Below are 15,055 nucleotides of genomic sequence, written 5' to 3' on the forward strand. Positions count from 1 at the left end.
GATTTCTTCCGTCCACGATCCTATAGTTAAAAGTAATGAATATCACCCAAAAATGAAACAATTATCTTACCCAATGATATCTGCCCGTGTAAGGGTTGAGAGTTATATATGTTCAACACATTGTTTGGGAATCTGCCTGTCTTTTTTGTCCAAAATTAAATAATTCTAAAATCAGTCGTTTATCTAAATTATCCTTTACAGCAGCAGTTAGAGGATTTGGTATATTAATTGCGAACATAGCGTGTTAGTGATTAATTACTAATCTTAAAGTAAAACACTATGTGCAGGTACAAAAATAATACGACAGGAGTACTTTTGGGAATGATCGGTGGAGCGGCAGTCGGAGCTTTGATAGGATGGCTTTTTCGCCCAATAAAGGTAAAGATAATAGAAAGAAAATTAAGCATAAAACCAGGGATTTCAAAGGCCAGGCTAAGGATAAATATGTGGAAGTTAAACACAAAATCAAGGATGAGTATACTAATATGTCTTCTACGGTAAAAGATAAAGCAAATCAGGTGGTGGAGACCGCTACTGAAAACTACGATAAAATAAAAGATCAGATTATCTCTAAAACTTCAACAGCTGCCAACGGCGTCGCATCGGATGTCAAAAAGAAATATAGCAAAGCCATCGTAAATATACGGGATCTTTCAAAAAAATGAGCGATTGCAAAATGGTATATTCAGACAGATTAATTTTTGGGAACCTACACAACAGGATTTTCAGTGGTAGCATGAATAAATTATAGTTTTATTTCAAGCCTAATGGCGCGTTATTAGAGGCTTAGTGGCTGAATAGTTTTGGTATTTTCAGCCTACGCTATGAACTGTGGCTAAATCTTCTGGACACCATTTCCTAAATAAGAACAGAATTTGAGTTTTTTACCCATTCAAATTGCTATGATAGAATTACTATTAAAAACAATTGCAAGCACCATAACCATTGATCAATCAGATAAGGATCTTATTTCACGACTTTTTAGGGAAAAGAAATATGGTAAAGGAGAATACTTTTTGGCCGAAGGAGACGTTTGCCGCCAGGTAGGTTTTATTATCAGTGGTGTTATGCAATATTATATCAACCACGATGGGGAAGAGAAAACATACGGATTTGGTAAAGAAATGGATTTTGTCTGCAACAATGAAAGCTTTATCCCGCAAAAACCTTCAAGGCAGGCGATTCAAGCTTTGGAAGATTGTACGCTATTTGTAATTTCCTATAATGATCTTCAAATATTTTATGCCGAGATCAGGAATGGAGAACGTTTTGGTAGATTGGTCATAGAGCAGGTTTTTGTTCAAACCCTTCGGGGCCTTAATTCTTTTTATACGGATTCACCTGAAATTCGTTATGAAAAATTTATAAAAGAATATCCTGAACTCGTACAAAGGATTCCTCAATATTATATTGCCTCTTACGTCGGTGTAAAGCCCCAGTCATTAAGCCGTATACGAAAGAGAAATACACAACGTGACTAATTTATTAACCCAGGTGCACGAAACCTAATGACCCTACAAATAACTTTGTTGTCAAACAAACAGATAAAATTATGACAACTAGAATTTGTTACATTATCTCATTTTTAACCGGGCTGGGACTATTGTTTATCGGTATGAGATTTTTGGTTTCGCCATTGAAGGCCGAGTTTGATTATGGTATCGTGACCGATACCAACAATGATTTTTCTTTTCATTATATAAAAGGAATTCGAGATCTATTTTCGGGTATTCTCCTAGTGCTTTTCGTATTGACAAAGCAAAGAAAGGCGCTGGCCATAGCACTGCTCGCAGCCACTGTCGTACCCTTTGGGTGATCTCATGATCGTAATGATCAAAGATGGAAGGGATTGGCAGCATGGCATAGCTCATCTGATCGCCGTAGCGGTCTGCGTTATAATAGGTTCAGTACTTCTTATACAAAAAGACAACAAAGCAGTTCTCATCATCAAATATCCTTTGATTTAGTTCAATCTGCGGTTAACGGTGGCCCTACAATAAGTGAGTGTGATCTGCTCCTGGAGCAAAAACACCATGGCATTATCATACGTTATTTTCGGAGAAGTTTGAAATTCTAGAAGGTGAACTGGAAGTGGGCAAGGACGGTAAACGTTATCAACTAAAGCCAGGAAACCAAATAGTTATAGCAGCCAATGAAACACATCTTTTCCATAACAGGTCTAAGGTTGTATGTCGGTTGCGGACAACCATAGATCCTGGAAATATTGAATTTGAACAGGCTTCACTTATTCTTTTGGGATTAGCCAAGGATGGTCTTACAAACAGAAACGGACTACCAAAAAGTTTTCAGATCTTGCTTTGTTTATTTATCTGAATAATTCCAAGATGACAGGAGCAATGAAAATTGTAGAACCTATTTTAGATCTTGTTGCGAAAATTGCAATAAAAAGGGGCGATTGAAAGTTCTTGAGGAAGCCTATTGTAAAACAATCGGTCTGCATTAAACTTCAATTTGCCTCATCGCCTAGTTATTTGGAAATCATCAAAATAGTCAGCTACCTTTACTAAGTTCACTTGCGCTGATGCATATAACGTCACTACTATGGCTAAGATTGAAAATATTAGTTTTTTCATCACTTTTTCAGAATTAGATAATCGGAAGGTAATACTTTTAGATAATCATTGTAAATGAAAACTTCTTCATCTTGAAGGAATTTAAGACCTTCTAAAGGTAAGCCTGAATATTTCGAAAATACCGTAAACGTAGAATCTTTTGGATATTCGTGACCCGCAATTTTAATAGTTTCAATAGACGGTTTTGCGGCTTCTTCTTTCTTACACGCGCCAAAGCCTAGCCCCAGCAGCGCAATAAATAATAAATATCTTTTCATGTGGTAATATAATTAGTCATTAAGATAAGCATTAATTTGTGTATTTTCTTGATAATAGGAAAATTAGCCAAACGGGTAGCTGTTTATAGATTAAATATTCGTGTCAAATAAATCAAAACATTCAAAATAGGGTTATATTCTCCGACTTTTCGGTATCTTCCACATATAGTCTACATCAGTCTTTTTCCTCTCGGATAACAGCTTCAGCCAGAGTACATTTGAATTTTACTCGTGCAAATGCGACCCTTCGATCCTTATTGGCGCTGATATTTGCCATTGCCAATTCGACCGGGAACTCACCAATAGGGAACTCCTCATTAAAAGCAATCGCATCACTTAAGGTAACGGGATCAGTAGCGATAATCTGACCTGATAATACCTTTAGATTTCCTACAGCTATCTTATCAAACGTTATTTCCGTGCCGAATTGCGCTACTTTTGTGTCTTTCGCGAAACTACCCTCAAATAGCTGTGGGAATGCCATTGTGCTATCTTGAATGGTTATTTTCGGGATCGTATCAGTCAGGTCAAATTCGGTTGTTGGTCCAATGATGTCGTTATTATTACTTGGAGCCTTGTTTTTCGAATTACACGAAAATAGCACGACGGTCATCATACATATTATTATTATACTTCTGCACATAGGGAATATAATTATCTTTGTTTAATTCATGACTCTACAGGATGACCTATCTCCTTAAAGAACTTTCTGAGCAGTTCATATGTGCTACCATCAGCGATAACCTGACTGGAACTATCTATCGCCATTGCTTCACAACTTAAACAGATATTCAAAGCAGATATAATTTCGCCCGAACTTTTATAGAACACGATAGCATCCCTGTAAATGGGGCGCACATCCAATTGTTGACATCAGTTATTTTTGTAAGCAAAATATTCCTTAGAAGCTTGGTTACCTCATGATCGTACTGAAAAGTATTGGTTCTTTGACTAGAAAAATGAAACAGTCCATTATTGTCGATTAAGTATTGTGTCATAGCCAATAAGGCGTCCAGTTCACTCAGGCGAATTTCTTCGTTTTCATTGAGATTGTTTCGTTTTTGTTTTCTCACTTTTAAGCGATTCCGTTCAGGTCTTAATACTTGCATTGCCGCTTGATATTCGTCTCCGCGCTGGAAGGAATATGTTTCGATGTAGTCAAATGCTAAGCTCTTAATATAATGAGAAGATGTGACTGAATTCATGATACTTTTCATTGTTAAAAGTGAGCGTTTATCTATCTAAATACTAAAAATAAAAGTATAAAAAAGGCTATTAATTGTCAATAAAAATGGTGTTAAGCGAGATCAATTGGAATTTTAGAAACCCCATGAGGGATTGCCAGACTTACTATTTCGAATCTCTTTTAATAAATCATTTATTCTTTTTCATTTATCATTCTACTTTTGGTTCCGTCTAAGTAATAATTTATAATAGTGCTGACTGCGTCAAAATTGGCTGCATTATTTACTAAGTAACTCATAAAATTTGATAAAGACTAGTCTGTCTGTAACTTTTCAGCTCGTCCGATTGATTATCAATATAAATTACTTTATGGTCTGTGTTTTTTTGCTAATTATGTTAGTATTTTTAAATTTATTATTGTATATTTGCTTGATAACCAATTAATAAATATTGTGGCTAAATCAAAAAAACATTTGGGTAGGTATGTAGATCCACGTACCGATTTCGGTTGGAAATTTTACTTTGGTAGAGAGGACAACAAAATCTTACTAATTGAGTTTCTCAATAGTCTATTTCATAGAGAGAAGATAATTTCGGATCTAAGATATAAGCCTGTAGAACAAGATGGCGACTATGAGGAAATGCGTCGTGTTGTATTTGATTTGCATTGTATCGGCAGTGATGGTGAGGTTTTCATCATTGAGATGCAGCAGCTCTTTCAAGAATTTTTAAGGACCGCGCGGTGTATTATACCTCACGTCTCATCAATAAACAATTAGCGCGAGGCAAGAAGGGTAGTGATTATTACCTACCGGAGGTTTACTTTATTGGTATTTTGGAGTTTGACATGGATAGAAACGGAAGTTCTGGTATATCTCGTATCACAGAGCGCCCTTATTTCTATGATGTGGCGCTGTGTGACAAATTGACCAAAGAAATATTTTATGATAAATTGGGGTATAAGATGATTTCGCTTCCATTATTTAATAAACAGCCGGAAGAACTAAAGACAGTTATGGATCAGTGGTTATACTTACTTAAACATTTGAGTACCATGGATAGATTGCCATCCTTTTTGGATAAAAGAATATTTGGTCTTATCTTTGAGATAGGAGAGATAGGTAAATTAACGGAGGAGGAACTCATGTCATACGAAGCAAGTTTAAAACATAAGCGCGATGCGGAGAGCGTATTCAATTCGGCCATGAAATCCGGAGAAGCTTTAGGTCACGCTAAAGGTTTGGCAGAAGGTAAAGCAGAAGGTAAAGCTAAAGGTCTGGCAGAAGGGGAGCGCAAAAAAGCGCTTGAGACTGCTAAAGCATTTAAGGAAATGGGATTACCAATAGCTGATATCGCTAAGGGCACAGGGCTCTCTATCGAAGAGGTCGAAAACTCTAAGGTTCTATAATTGCAGCTATCTTAAAGGTTTTCTGTCTTCTGTCTTGCATAACGGAATTAATTCTATTTGCGAAAAAGTCCTTAATTAATTCCCAGTTACTTATATTCATACTACCATTGCCGTTTTTGTCGAGGTGGTCAATAATATCTGTCTCACCACACAATATCCTCATCAAAGATCTCAAAAATAGCCCCATCATTGGTGTCATAAATGCCCCACGGTTTTTCAAGAGATATTTTAACGATCTTTCTTTTTATTTCTTTTCCTGTTTTGGTAATTGATATCTCAACACGGCTATCCAATATTTGTCCAGGAACGAGTATCCAAAAAGGGTACGATGTATTCTCGTCCCATTCTTGGTCAGATAGAACAGGAACTTTCTCTTCAATAATATGCAGACCACCATCTATATCAGTAAATTCACATCGGACAAATCCTGGAACGTCATTGCTTATGTAAGCTGTAACTTTTACGCGAAGAAATCCCATTTTTGCAAATTGCTCACTAGCAAATATACCGTAATCATTTAATTTATCTCTCAACTGAACAATGCGAGGAGCCTTTTTCTTTTTCATAATAAATATGAGTTATCTGTTTTTGTTATCTTTAATTCTTTGCCACGTGTTTTAAGATTTGTTTAAATTTAACATAAAATATCAGCGTTAGATGAAGCTTTTAGAGTTAATTGATTTTTTTAGGGGTGGTGGTTCGTTCAAAGAATTCTGCCTTCTGCAGTCGTTAAATGAGGGATCCGAAGTGATCGAGATTTTTATGGAGATTCCATTGAATATTGATAATGAATTGAGATATTTTGAAATTGAGAAAACTGGAGGAGTACAGAATATACAGATAATGGAATAAAATCCTATAATTTATTTGATTTTTATTATTTCTTAAATGCCATTGAAGAAGCACATAATAATCAAAACAGGTTCCTTTCTAATGAAGAACTGGCAAAATTACTCTATAATTATGCGATTAACGATGATTAGGCAAATCTAAATAGTTGATATAACGAAACTACTTTGGTAACTATCATTATGAAAATGGAACTAGGAATGATTGATCTTCGAATACTATTTCCAGTAACCGTTAAGATATTTTTCAATCTGATTTCTGTTCCTTAAATCGATTAATTGAAAGCTATTCCAGTCCGCTAAAACCATTTCGTATTCTTCACCTAAGCTATATAGTGCGTCTTTAATTAATTTGAATTGTTCTCGCGAAATTTCCGTTCGAGAAGCTGTCGCGTTGATAGAAAGCCAAATATGTTTTACAAATTCTTCTTCTGTATCAAAAATATAGTGAAGTTTGAGAAACCAAAAGCTTTAGTCGATGTTGTTTCGCAGTTGGCTATTTTATAGCCGACATAGTTAATGCTTTTGCTTTTTCAAATTTATAATTTGTTAATAGTTGACTCAGCGGCTCTGTTAGGATTTCTTTTGAAAAAGTCGTTATAGACATCTGGCCGACTTCGAATATTTCAGTAAAACCCAGACCCTCTCTTGATTGATCCGCGAGAATTTTTACTTCTGTAATCCTATTCTCTATAGACTCCCTATTTTCGGCGGGGACAATTTCAATTTGACAATAATCGTCGTCCCAAGACAGGGGTAAGTATGTATTCCTCTTAGTTTTTGATGCAATCTTTCGTTTAAATATTCTGAAAAAGTCTAATATCTTCATCCTGTCTTAATCGCTGTATAAAATGCCAATTAGAAAACCTATTTTATTAAATTAAACCCTGCTTTTCTGCATATTCTTTGAGGCTTGCCATTTGATATGGATTATAATTTTCTTTTGATATTTTCCTGTATTCAGCTCTGGCTTTATCCAGCAGCTTTAGCTCTGCGAAAAATGTCATTTTAGCGGCGGTGTGCAGTAAGGTTTGCTCAGAAGTTTCCAGTTCGTTGATAAGCTTTTGTTCAGTGTTTAATTTTTCCAAGAATGGTAAAATAAAGCCTGAAATATTATATTTCATTTCGACAATTAGTTCTTCAACATCTGTCGTCGTTGTTATAGTATACCACGTATCGTCTAGCCCTCTCATACAGCCAATTCTTTTTCTTATTAAACACTCAGGTTCGGTGGGAAATGCCGGTACATCTTTGTTATTGTAGTTAAAGCGAGCTAACCAATATTCGGGTGAAAATATTCCGACGTTTATGGTATAAAGGATATCATCTTTGGTGCTAGATCTACTTTTTTGAATATTTATGATGTGACCGATTTTCTCAAGCGGCAAATAAAAATTGTTAGCCTTTTTTTTAAAACCAAGCGGTTTTAAGATTTCAATAAAGCTTTCCTTTATGATTCTGTCAAATTTTTCTTGAGTTTCTGTTTTCATAAATACTGTGATACTATATTATACTGAGCCTATTTCAGACTATAATTGTTATTTTACTCCAAGGTGTATTCCCAATAATGTTCTGTATGGTCATTACAGCTAAAACCCTCAAACAAATTGCTAGCGATAAGCTGATCCATTTTTTATGATCTGTTGCGATGAGAAAGAAAAAGCTATCCCATTCAATGGTAAACAGAATTTCTTTATCAGCCGAGTATAAGTAATAGTCCTTACCGCCGATCTCATCACAGAATTCATATTCGGTTAGTCGATCAAGATCTACAGTTGAGGTCTGTTCATAAAACTCGTCGGTTATCATGATCTGGTCCCTTCCCAGGAGTTTGAACGCTTTATAGATAACCATCTTTGAAAGCATACCAAAGGCACCTTCGGTCGGATGGTAGATACTTTCGCTATCCGTATAATTGTTAAGCTTTTCCATGAGGTCCGCTCTCGTAAAATTTCGGTTTAACGCACCTAGTGAAGTTCGTAGGGCTGTATTGAGATCCGCATAATCTGCAAGATCAGAACCTTTCACGATATTTTTCCAAGGTATTGGTTTGCCCTTCCGAAAAATGTCTTCATCGGCAGGGTATCGGTCATTGTCGTAACTATAGATTTCCCTATTCGCTTCGGGAAGTTTTTTAATAAATCAATTTCCTTCAGCGCTTCTTCATGCGATAGTAACTTGGCTTTTTTAGATTACTTTTATCAGTTTCCTCCCTGTCAAGTTGAAAGAAGGGGAGGAATGCAATGAAAACGCTGTCATAATGATCTTCGAAATGCTCTTTTATTGCTCCTTCATAAGGATATAACTTTTCCTCGTCAAATATGTTACCCATAAAATATTGGTCAAATATGTATAGCCTTTATTTCTAATCCAATATATGTAATTTTGTAGAGAAAACAGCATCAGCTAACTCAGAGCATGGAAATAAATTACATAAAAGGAGACGCAACAAATCCTACAGCATCAGGAAACAAAATCATTGTTCACATTTGCAATGACATCGGCAGGTGGGGAAAAGGCTTTGTGATGGCAGTTTCTAAACGTTGGAAACAGCCAGAACAACAATACAAAGGATGGTTCAAGGCAAAAGACAATTTTAATCTTGGACAAGTTCAATTTGTACAAGTCGAAAATGAACTTTGGGTTGCAAATTTAATAGGCCAGCATAAAATCAACAAAGATGAAAATGGTAATGCACCGATTCGTTATGACGCAATTTTGTTGGGACTTGAAAAAGTCGCACAGTTTGCAATTGATAAAAAGGCGACTGTTCATATGCCGAGAATTGGATGCGGACTTGCAGGTGGAACCTGGGACAAGATAGAACCTTTGATAAACTCTTCGTTGACGACTAAAGATATTCAAGTAACAGTTTATGATTTTTGATATGTGGATACCAGTTATAAGGCGCATAAAAAAATTAGATCGAAAGTCCGGGTGTCTCGGAACTGTGTAGGCTCCGTCAGCTGGAAGAAGAGCACGCCCATGTTGCCGATCTGAGCCTTGACAAACAGATGATCCAGGAAGTATTTTGAAGAAAATCAAAACAAGATATCAACGCTTAAATTGATCGCCACATCTCCGACGCAATTAAAGCGTGGCGCGCTTCAGGGAACTGAGCTATTACCTGATACCAAGGGCTGCGGTGGTTTTCAGTGTTGGACATTGTGGCCGTTTTGACCGATCAGAATGATTATACCAAAACCCGAAACTATTGGAAATACCTCAAAGCCAAGCTTAAAAAGGAAAATAATGAACTGGTTAGTGCCACTACCCAGTTGAAAATTATTGCTCCAGACGGAAAAAAAGACTGTCTGATATGCTGGATCATGATGGCATAATCGCTCCAGGAAAGACTTTCCTAGCACCAAAGCAAACCGTTTTATAGAATGGTTTACCTATAGCGACGAAACCATCGACGGTAAAAGAAAGTAGTTCCATCTTATCAATTCAAGATAAAGTAGAAATTGATCCATTTTATTACGATTTGTTAGTACTAACTGAAAAACAGATACTGGAAAAGAGATGGTTTAACCTAATAGAGAGAATTGAAAACAAGGAAATCGAATTTAGTATTGAGTTAATCAAAGAAATTAAAACGCATTTCTGGAAACTATATCCTTTCTTTAGTCACGATTTTTTATTGTTCAGTAATATTATTGGTGTCAAAAATGATAATTTCTATACACCAATAATTTCCTCTTTCAATGGTAATTTTGAAATAAGAAATGAAGTATATGGTAAGAATGTCTTATTTTCTAGTTCAGTAATGAATGAAATTATTCAGAAATTAGATGAGCTTATAAAGTTTAATAATGAAATTTCTAAAAATCCGCTAAAATAAATGCAGATAACATGGACAGTTTTAAATGCTAAAATTGTCCTAGAAGGGGATTACTAATGATAGCGAATAGCCAACGGGTAATACGTATTTCAAATAGTTTATAGGAGGTTCTCGCAATAAATACCTAAATAATAAATTCGTTCCTCTCCTTTGAGGATGCTAAACAAAAAATGGAGGATTTGCAGATAGACTATAATACCTCTAAGCCCATAACAACTTTGTAGATTTAAGATCCGACACACCGATTAATAATGATAAAAATCGACAACATATTGAAACAGAAAGGCTACTAAAGTTTTTGTTTTTAATGTATTTTTCTATAACTGTAAACGATATTTCGAGATATTTGAAAAAACATTATATAACCCATGAAGATTTAGAAACCGGTAGTTCCATTTTGTTGCTTCCGTACATCATTTTACGAAAGGTTGATGATCCAATAAGGACCAGTTTTGGCGTTAAACGCAGGTAAAAATCATTGATAAACAATTAAGATCAAAATCAACCAAAAAGAACAACATGGGTTATGCTGAAACAATAAAGCTTTTATCTACTACGTAGAGACCCAATTAATCAAAAATAAGTTAAGTTATGAAAAAGATGCTCTTTATTTTAGTCTTGTTAATAACCACGTCGGTTATTTTTCATGCGAACGCACAAACAAAAAATAACAACGATTACGATTTTTTTGATACTGTTGTAAACAACCACAATCAAATCTTTCCGGTTTCAGGTATCCCTTCAGCCATTGAAATGGTGCTAAAGTATTGCAAAGCAGTGGATTTTAATTTCTATGACTTACAACTTAAGTGGCAAAATAAAACGGACGGTTCTTTCCGTGACTTTGACAAAAAGAAATTATACGGAATTACTTTTTCCCAGGAGTTTAATTTGCCACGAGATGAAAGTTTTCCAATGGACAGTCTTTTTCAAACGATAGAAAATGAATTGAAATCCGGTAAAAAGGTAATTATCGCACTTCAGGTGGAAACAGGCTGGTCCATATTTCTCGTATATAAAAAGACTCCGGATGGTGAATTTGTTTCTTATAGCAAACAAGGTAGCCATACAACGATACTTAGAAATACAAAAGAAATTGTAAAAAAGTCTAACGGTACAGAAATCATGACGTACAGCATTCCGCCTGATATGTAGAGAGATGTCAGCATGTCTTGTGCGATAATCAAAAATAATTTAAATTATGAAAAAGTTCTCTTTAGTTTAGTCGTGATAATATCCACATCTTTTTTTTCTCACGCGGAGGCTCAAACACAAAAAAAGGATGAGTTTGAGTTTTTGATACTGTCATAAATAACCACAACCAACTTTTTCAAATGTCCTGCATCCCATCTGCTGTCGAAATGGTACTAAAGTATTATAAATTGGTGGACTTTAATTTTTACGACTTACAAAATGAATGGCAGAACAAAGCGGATGGTTCTTTTCGTGATTTTGACAATAAAGAATTATACGGTATTACTTTTTCTCAAAAATTTGTTTTGCCTCGTGATGAAACCTTTCCGATGGACAGCCTTTTTCAAACGATAGAAAATGAATTGAGGTCTGGGAGAAAAGTGATTATCTCACTTCCGGCAGACGGCAACTGGCATATGTTTGTTGTCTGCAAACAAACTCGCGATGGAGACTTTGTATCATATAGCAAACTTGGAAGTCATACATTAATACTTAGAAATACAAAGGAGATTGTGAAAAAGTCTAATGGTACGGAAATCATGACTTATCGCACTCCTCCCGGTATGTAGCCTTTTAATACACTAACAGTAATTTTATTTGATGTCTTTTAACGTCAATAATATTCGTAATAATTGCTTTGAAAATTCTGCACTCTTCTCAATAGGAAATTATCTGTTATTAACAGATTTATATCATCTACTATTTTGTAAAGCTGTTTGATTTGGCTTGACTTCTGCTGAGGTTCAATTCCCTCATTATTTGCTACTTCATCAGCTACGAGCTGTCTAAGCCCCTGAATATACAGCTGCTTTTGTTTGTTGATATCGTATGTTTTTCGAAGCTCGCTTTTATCTTTGGACATCAGGTAGATCGCATATTCCACTTCCGCAAGCAATCTTTTCTGTTGATGTCCAAAATATGTGCCTCCTTGTTCAATAAAAGCAAATAATTCATTCACTTTAGAAAATAAGCGAAATAATATTTTGCGCTGTGCTGCATATCTCTGTTGGCCATTTACGTTCATTAAGAAATAGGCGTAGAGCATACAATAATTGTCCTTTCCAGCCTCACTATTGAACTCGATATCGTGTTGCAGTTGATAGCTTAATGTGGGATTAAGTGTCTCTTCAAATACAAATTCAGGATGAATTCTTAAGATATTGTCAAAATAGTCCTGACTGTAAACTAGCGAGTCGTTTGTCTGAAAATGCAATACGATTAATGAATCTGTTGCTGCTAGTTTTGTGATAGCTTTCGCCCATGACGAGTTTTTATATCCCAACAAAAGCACTATAACAAGACAGATTTGGAATATTTTTACAATTAATTTCATGATATGGCTTTACTAGCTATTGAATTTACAAAAGAGGATTTAAATAGACAAAATATATAACCCAGTAACGATAATTTTAATACCTATTTTGTACCTTGATAGCACATGAATTTGAAACTCCAGATGAAGCCGTTAGAAGAAATTGACATTTTTATTTTTGATACATTAACAGGTATTTTGTTTGATAAAGTACCCGAGTACAAGGAAATTGTTGAAATGGGGGAAGATAGTTTTTTCTCAGATCGTTTAACATACTTATTTATGAACGAATTTGCGACTTATCTTGGCGGCCAGATCATAGCAGACCGGACAAGCTCCTTTGTCGAAAGTTCCTTTGATTATCTCAATTATATTGGGCAAAGTCACAACTGTGAAATCATCAATATCGTGCATGTTGGTATCCTCGAAATATTATACACGGAGGAGGGAGTTGATCGAGAATGGGTCAAGATGAATCTCAGTGAAAAGCTACAACCTTATTTCAAAGCTTGGTCAAAATATTATAGGTAAGATATTATATTAGAACAGCAATATTTATTGCAACTGTCAGATTAATTCTTGACTACTTCAATTTTACCTAATTGACTTAAAAATAAAACGAGCAATATTTGATATTGCTCGTTTTTTACCATTGTTTCTATTTTCTATTATGCTATCGGATTAAGAAAGAATTGTTAAACTTGTCTCTGTATAACACGTTAAATGATCGAATAGTATGACTGCGATTTCTAGGGCATCAATACCGCATCGATTACATGGATCACCCCATTTGACTGATTGACATCAGCAACTGTTACCTTAGCACTATTACCTTGCGCATCTTTTACATATACATCTTTTCCTTTCATCCAAAAAGTAAGCTCACCGCCCTGGACTGATTTGGCTACATACATTCCTTTACCATCTTTAATTGCTTTGCTGATCTGTGCAGTGCTCCATTTTCCGGGGATTACATGATAGGTCAATATAGAGCTTAACTTAGCCTTGTTTTCGGGCAGCATGAGGTTGTTTAGTGCTTCTTTAGGTACTTTGGCAAAAGCGTTGTCCGTAGGAGCCAGTACTGTAAAAGGACCGGGGCCTGCTAAGGTTTCCACTAAGCCCGCAGCTTTTACCGCAGCTACTAAGGTCGTGTGATCTTTAGAATTGACCGCATTTTCAATAATGTTTTTGGAAGGATACATTGGTGCGCCCCAACCATGACAGTTTTTTCCTTGGTTTGGGCCTGACTGATGTAAGTACTTCCCAATAATGTTACCGCGCTGGCCGTAATCCATAAAATTGATTTGAGTTTCATGATCTTTATTTTTTTGATTTATGATCTAAAAGTTTTATACGATCATTTACGAACAAATAAAAATTTTGGATTGCATTAATGAACAAAATTTTTATTTGCAAACTTTACTTTTCTTAAAGTTTGAAGTTCTTCTATACCGATTTCAATTAGCCTATAACATGTGAATTATAAATTCACTAATTTCTTCCTTCATCAGTTTGCACAGATCGAGAGAAAAAACGTTCTAAAATAGCGTTCTAACCAATTCTAACTTTCTTCAAAATTGAACGATAGCTTTGTTTAAAAAAGAAGATGAAGTATCTAAATAAAGTAGCGCCCATCACACTTTTGTTCTGGCTGATGAAAGTGGTGGCTACAACCTTGGGAGAAACTCTGGGTGATTTCATTTCCATGACGCTCAATTACGGCTATGTGGCAGGTTTAGCTATTACTTTAGTCATTTTAGTTGTCGCCTTGCTGATCCAGCTCAATGCCAAAGAATATGAGCCTGTAAAGTATTGGTTTGTTATAATAGGTACGACTACTTTAGGTACCGAGATTTCTGACTTTATTGATCGAACCCTACACATGGGTTATCTGTTTGGAAGTATAATATTAGCGCTCTGTCTGGCGGTAAGTATATTATTTTGGTATAGAACCTATAAAAATTTGGAAGTATATCCAATTGTTGAAAAGAAAAAAGAGCTGCTATTCTGGATAGCTGTACTGTTTTCAATAGTTTAGGAACTGCATTCGGCGATTTTCTAAGTGACAACTTGGGACTGAGCTATCTACATGGGGCTATGGTAACTGGTAGTATAATCATATTGGTGGTGCTGTTACATTACTTCACCAAACTCAATCAAATCCTATTATTCTGGATTGCTTTTATTTTTACACGACCTTTTGGAGCAACTTTTGGTGATTTCCTTACAAAACCATTTGCAAAAGGTGGCCTCGAATTGAGCACGCTCTATGCATCATTGTGTTCTCTTACTTTAATGACAATAATGATAGCTATAGCTCATAAAAAGAAGGCTTAGACAAGCGAAATTGTTATCTATTTTAGATTAATTATCATCCTAAACGTTAGAGTTTTAATCTGTTTTACCTTCTTCT

At 35.4% G+C, this 15,055-nt stretch carries 22 protein-coding genes and 2 pseudogenes; 14 read left to right on the forward strand and 10 right to left on the reverse strand.

The window, feature by feature from the left end; translation table 11 throughout:
- The first annotated feature begins 356 nt into the window (after nt 1-356).
- The 4 genes and pseudogenes from KUH03_RS41495 to KUH03_RS41510 form a co-directional block, all read left to right on the forward strand.
- The gene (locus KUH03_RS41495) at nt 357-665 is read left to right on the forward strand and encodes a YtxH domain-containing protein (protein ID WP_257090445.1); all 309 of its coding nucleotides are present in this window, start codon (nt 357-359) and stop codon (nt 663-665) included.
- Between the two features lie 237 nt (nt 666-902).
- Nucleotides 903-1,481: a Crp/Fnr family transcriptional regulator gene (locus KUH03_RS41500; RefSeq protein WP_257090446.1), complete on the forward strand. Its 579-nt coding sequence runs from the start codon at nt 903-905 to the stop codon at nt 1,479-1,481.
- A 71-nt stretch (nt 1,482-1,552) separates the two neighbouring features.
- On the forward strand, nt 1,553-1,816 hold the full coding sequence (locus KUH03_RS41505; protein WP_257090447.1) for a DUF4267 domain-containing protein: 264 nt from the start codon (nt 1,553-1,555) through the stop codon (nt 1,814-1,816).
- 209 nt (nt 1,817-2,025) lie between these two features.
- Nucleotides 2,026-2,334 (forward strand): annotated as a pseudogene (locus KUH03_RS41510) (cupin domain-containing protein); the annotation flags it as partial.
- Between the two features lie 259 nt (nt 2,335-2,593).
- Here the strand turns inward: KUH03_RS41510 and KUH03_RS41515 are convergent.
- The 3 genes from KUH03_RS41515 to KUH03_RS41525 form a co-directional block, all read right to left on the reverse strand.
- Nucleotides 2,594-2,851, reverse strand: coding sequence for a hypothetical protein (locus tag KUH03_RS41515; protein ID WP_257090448.1), 258 nt, complete (start codon nt 2,849-2,851; stop codon nt 2,594-2,596).
- Nucleotides 2,852-3,026: 175 nt separating this feature from the next.
- On the reverse strand, nt 3,027-3,467 hold the full coding sequence (locus KUH03_RS41520) for a DUF4241 domain-containing protein (RefSeq protein WP_257090449.1): 441 nt from the start codon (nt 3,465-3,467) through the stop codon (nt 3,027-3,029).
- 175 nt (nt 3,468-3,642) lie between these two features.
- The gene (locus KUH03_RS41525; RefSeq protein ID WP_257090450.1) at nt 3,643-4,068 is read right to left on the reverse strand and encodes a hypothetical protein; all 426 of its coding nucleotides are present in this window, start codon (nt 4,066-4,068) and stop codon (nt 3,643-3,645) included.
- 420 nt (nt 4,069-4,488) lie between these two features.
- Between KUH03_RS41525 and KUH03_RS41530 the strand changes: the two are divergent.
- Nucleotides 4,489-5,444, forward strand: a pseudogene (locus tag KUH03_RS41530) (Rpn family recombination-promoting nuclease/putative transposase).
- 143 nt (nt 5,445-5,587) lie between these two features.
- Here KUH03_RS41530 and KUH03_RS41535 read toward each other — a convergent pair.
- The gene (locus KUH03_RS41535) at nt 5,588-6,010 is read right to left on the reverse strand and encodes a hypothetical protein (protein WP_257090451.1); all 423 of its coding nucleotides are present in this window, start codon (nt 6,008-6,010) and stop codon (nt 5,588-5,590) included.
- A 91-nt stretch (nt 6,011-6,101) separates the two neighbouring features.
- Between KUH03_RS41535 and KUH03_RS41540 the strand changes: the two genes are divergently transcribed.
- A complete protein-coding gene (locus KUH03_RS41540; RefSeq protein WP_257090452.1) occupies nt 6,102-6,296 on the forward strand; it encodes a hypothetical protein in 195 nt (64 codons plus the stop codon).
- 492 nt (nt 6,297-6,788) lie between these two features.
- Here the strand turns inward: KUH03_RS41540 and KUH03_RS41545 are convergent, their stop codons facing one another.
- Genes KUH03_RS41545 through KUH03_RS41560 form a run of 4 tightly spaced genes read right to left on the reverse strand, consistent with a single transcriptional unit; the run spans nt 6,789 to nt 8,624 of the window.
- On the reverse strand, nt 6,789-7,121 hold the full coding sequence (locus KUH03_RS41545) for a hypothetical protein (RefSeq protein WP_257090453.1): 333 nt from the start codon (nt 7,119-7,121) through the stop codon (nt 6,789-6,791).
- Nucleotides 7,122-7,167: 46 nt separating this feature from the next.
- The gene (locus tag KUH03_RS41550) at nt 7,168-7,782 is read right to left on the reverse strand and encodes a DUF4304 domain-containing protein (RefSeq protein WP_257090454.1); all 615 of its coding nucleotides are present in this window, start codon (nt 7,780-7,782) and stop codon (nt 7,168-7,170) included.
- Between the two features lie 34 nt (nt 7,783-7,816).
- A complete protein-coding gene (locus KUH03_RS41555; RefSeq protein WP_306429891.1) occupies nt 7,817-8,431 on the reverse strand; it encodes a DUF2711 family protein in 615 nt (204 codons plus the stop codon).
- A 13-nt stretch (nt 8,432-8,444) separates the two neighbouring features.
- On the reverse strand, nt 8,445-8,624 hold the full coding sequence (locus KUH03_RS41560) for a hypothetical protein (RefSeq protein WP_257090455.1): 180 nt from the start codon (nt 8,622-8,624) through the stop codon (nt 8,445-8,447).
- A gap of 86 nt (nt 8,625-8,710) precedes the next feature.
- On the opposite strand from KUH03_RS41560, the gene KUH03_RS41565 reads away from it, so the two are divergent.
- From KUH03_RS41565 to KUH03_RS41585, 5 genes are all read left to right on the forward strand, one after another.
- Nucleotides 8,711-9,178: a hypothetical protein gene (locus KUH03_RS41565; protein WP_257090456.1), complete on the forward strand. Its 468-nt coding sequence runs from the start codon at nt 8,711-8,713 to the stop codon at nt 9,176-9,178.
- A gap of 269 nt (nt 9,179-9,447) precedes the next feature.
- Nucleotides 9,448-9,633: a hypothetical protein gene (locus KUH03_RS41570; RefSeq protein WP_257090457.1), complete on the forward strand. Its 186-nt coding sequence runs from the start codon at nt 9,448-9,450 to the stop codon at nt 9,631-9,633.
- A 146-nt stretch (nt 9,634-9,779) separates the two neighbouring features.
- Nucleotides 9,780-10,136, forward strand: coding sequence for a hypothetical protein (locus tag KUH03_RS41575; protein ID WP_257090458.1), 357 nt, complete (start codon nt 9,780-9,782; stop codon nt 10,134-10,136).
- A gap of 600 nt (nt 10,137-10,736) precedes the next feature.
- Nucleotides 10,737-11,291, forward strand: a complete 555-nt coding sequence (locus KUH03_RS41580) for a hypothetical protein (protein WP_257090459.1) — start codon at nt 10,737-10,739, stop codon at nt 11,289-11,291.
- Nucleotides 11,292-11,518: 227 nt separating this feature from the next.
- Nucleotides 11,519-11,899, forward strand: a complete 381-nt coding sequence (locus KUH03_RS41585; RefSeq protein WP_257090460.1) for a hypothetical protein — start codon at nt 11,519-11,521, stop codon at nt 11,897-11,899.
- A gap of 44 nt (nt 11,900-11,943) precedes the next feature.
- Here the strand turns inward: KUH03_RS41585 and KUH03_RS41590 are convergent, their stop codons facing one another.
- Entirely contained in the window at nt 11,944-12,663 is a 720-nt protein-coding gene (locus KUH03_RS41590; protein WP_257090461.1) for a hypothetical protein, read from the reverse strand.
- Between the two features lie 105 nt (nt 12,664-12,768).
- Here KUH03_RS41590 and KUH03_RS41595 point away from each other — a divergent pair, with 105 nt between their 5' ends.
- Nucleotides 12,769-13,173 (forward strand): hypothetical protein, encoded by a 405-nt coding sequence (locus KUH03_RS41595; protein WP_257090462.1) that lies wholly within the window; start codon nt 12,769-12,771, stop codon nt 13,171-13,173.
- A gap of 218 nt (nt 13,174-13,391) precedes the next feature.
- Here the strand turns inward: KUH03_RS41595 and KUH03_RS41600 are convergent, their stop codons facing one another.
- Nucleotides 13,392-13,937, reverse strand: coding sequence for a fasciclin domain-containing protein (locus KUH03_RS41600; protein ID WP_306429339.1), 546 nt, complete (start codon nt 13,935-13,937; stop codon nt 13,392-13,394).
- A gap of 311 nt (nt 13,938-14,248) precedes the next feature.
- Here KUH03_RS41600 and KUH03_RS41605 point away from each other — a divergent pair, with 311 nt between their 5' ends.
- Both KUH03_RS41605 and KUH03_RS50000 read left to right on the forward strand, forming a co-directional pair.
- Complete coding sequence (locus KUH03_RS41605) at nt 14,249-14,680, forward strand: hypothetical protein (RefSeq protein ID WP_257090463.1); 432 nt, start codon at nt 14,249-14,251, stop codon at nt 14,678-14,680.
- Nucleotides 14,681-14,712: 32 nt separating this feature from the next.
- Nucleotides 14,713-14,979 (forward strand): hypothetical protein, encoded by a 267-nt coding sequence (locus KUH03_RS50000; RefSeq protein ID WP_373564584.1) that lies wholly within the window; start codon nt 14,713-14,715, stop codon nt 14,977-14,979.
- The last annotated feature ends 76 nt before the right edge of the window (nt 14,980-15,055 follow it).

It is taken from the genome of Sphingobacterium sp. E70, from assembly GCF_019285695.1.
GTDB lineage: Bacteria > Bacteroidota > Bacteroidia > Sphingobacteriales > Sphingobacteriaceae > Sphingobacterium > Sphingobacterium detergens.

Bases quoted from the DNA above. Each gene is read 5' to 3' on its own strand.
- KUH03_RS41515 (WP_257090448.1), bottom strand. From the start codon at position 2,851: ATGAAAAGATATTTATTATTTATTGCGCTGCTGGGGCTAGGCTTTGGC.
- KUH03_RS41500 (WP_257090446.1), top strand. From the start codon at position 903: ATGATAGAATTACTATTAAAAACAATTGCAAGCACCATAACCATTGAT.
- KUH03_RS41520 (WP_257090449.1), bottom strand. From the start codon at position 3,467: ATGATGACCGTCGTGCTATTTTCGTGTAATTCGAAAAACAAGGCTCCA.
- KUH03_RS41580 (WP_257090459.1), top strand. From the start codon at position 10,737: ATGCTCTTTATTTTAGTCTTGTTAATAACCACGTCGGTTATTTTTCAT.
- KUH03_RS41540 (WP_257090452.1), top strand. From the start codon at position 6,102: ATGAAGCTTTTAGAGTTAATTGATTTTTTTAGGGGTGGTGGTTCGTTC.
- KUH03_RS41505 (WP_257090447.1), top strand. From the start codon at position 1,553: ATGACAACTAGAATTTGTTACATTATCTCATTTTTAACCGGGCTGGGA.
- KUH03_RS41590 (WP_257090461.1), bottom strand. From the start codon at position 12,663: ATGAAATTAATTGTAAAAATATTCCAAATCTGTCTTGTTATAGTGCTT.
- KUH03_RS41545 (WP_257090453.1), bottom strand. From the start codon at position 7,121: ATGAAGATATTAGACTTTTTCAGAATATTTAAACGAAAGATTGCATCA.
- KUH03_RS41600 (WP_306429339.1), bottom strand. From the start codon at position 13,937: ATGGATTACGGCCAGCGCGGTAACATTATTGGGAAGTACTTACATCAG.
- KUH03_RS41560 (WP_257090455.1), bottom strand. From the start codon at position 8,624: ATGGGTAACATATTTGACGAGGAAAAGTTATATCCTTATGAAGGAGCA.
- KUH03_RS41525 (WP_257090450.1), bottom strand. From the start codon at position 4,068: ATGAAAAGTATCATGAATTCAGTCACATCTTCTCATTATATTAAGAGC.
- KUH03_RS41535 (WP_257090451.1), bottom strand. From the start codon at position 6,010: ATGAAAAAGAAAAAGGCTCCTCGCATTGTTCAGTTGAGAGATAAATTA.
- KUH03_RS41495 (WP_257090445.1), top strand. From the start codon at position 357: ATGGCTTTTTCGCCCAATAAAGGTAAAGATAATAGAAAGAAAATTAAG.
- KUH03_RS41605 (WP_257090463.1), top strand. From the start codon at position 14,249: ATGAAGTATCTAAATAAAGTAGCGCCCATCACACTTTTGTTCTGGCTG.
- KUH03_RS41565 (WP_257090456.1), top strand. From the start codon at position 8,711: ATGGAAATAAATTACATAAAAGGAGACGCAACAAATCCTACAGCATCA.
- KUH03_RS41550 (WP_257090454.1), bottom strand. From the start codon at position 7,782: ATGAAAACAGAAACTCAAGAAAAATTTGACAGAATCATAAAGGAAAGC.
- KUH03_RS41595 (WP_257090462.1), top strand. From the start codon at position 12,769: ATGAATTTGAAACTCCAGATGAAGCCGTTAGAAGAAATTGACATTTTT.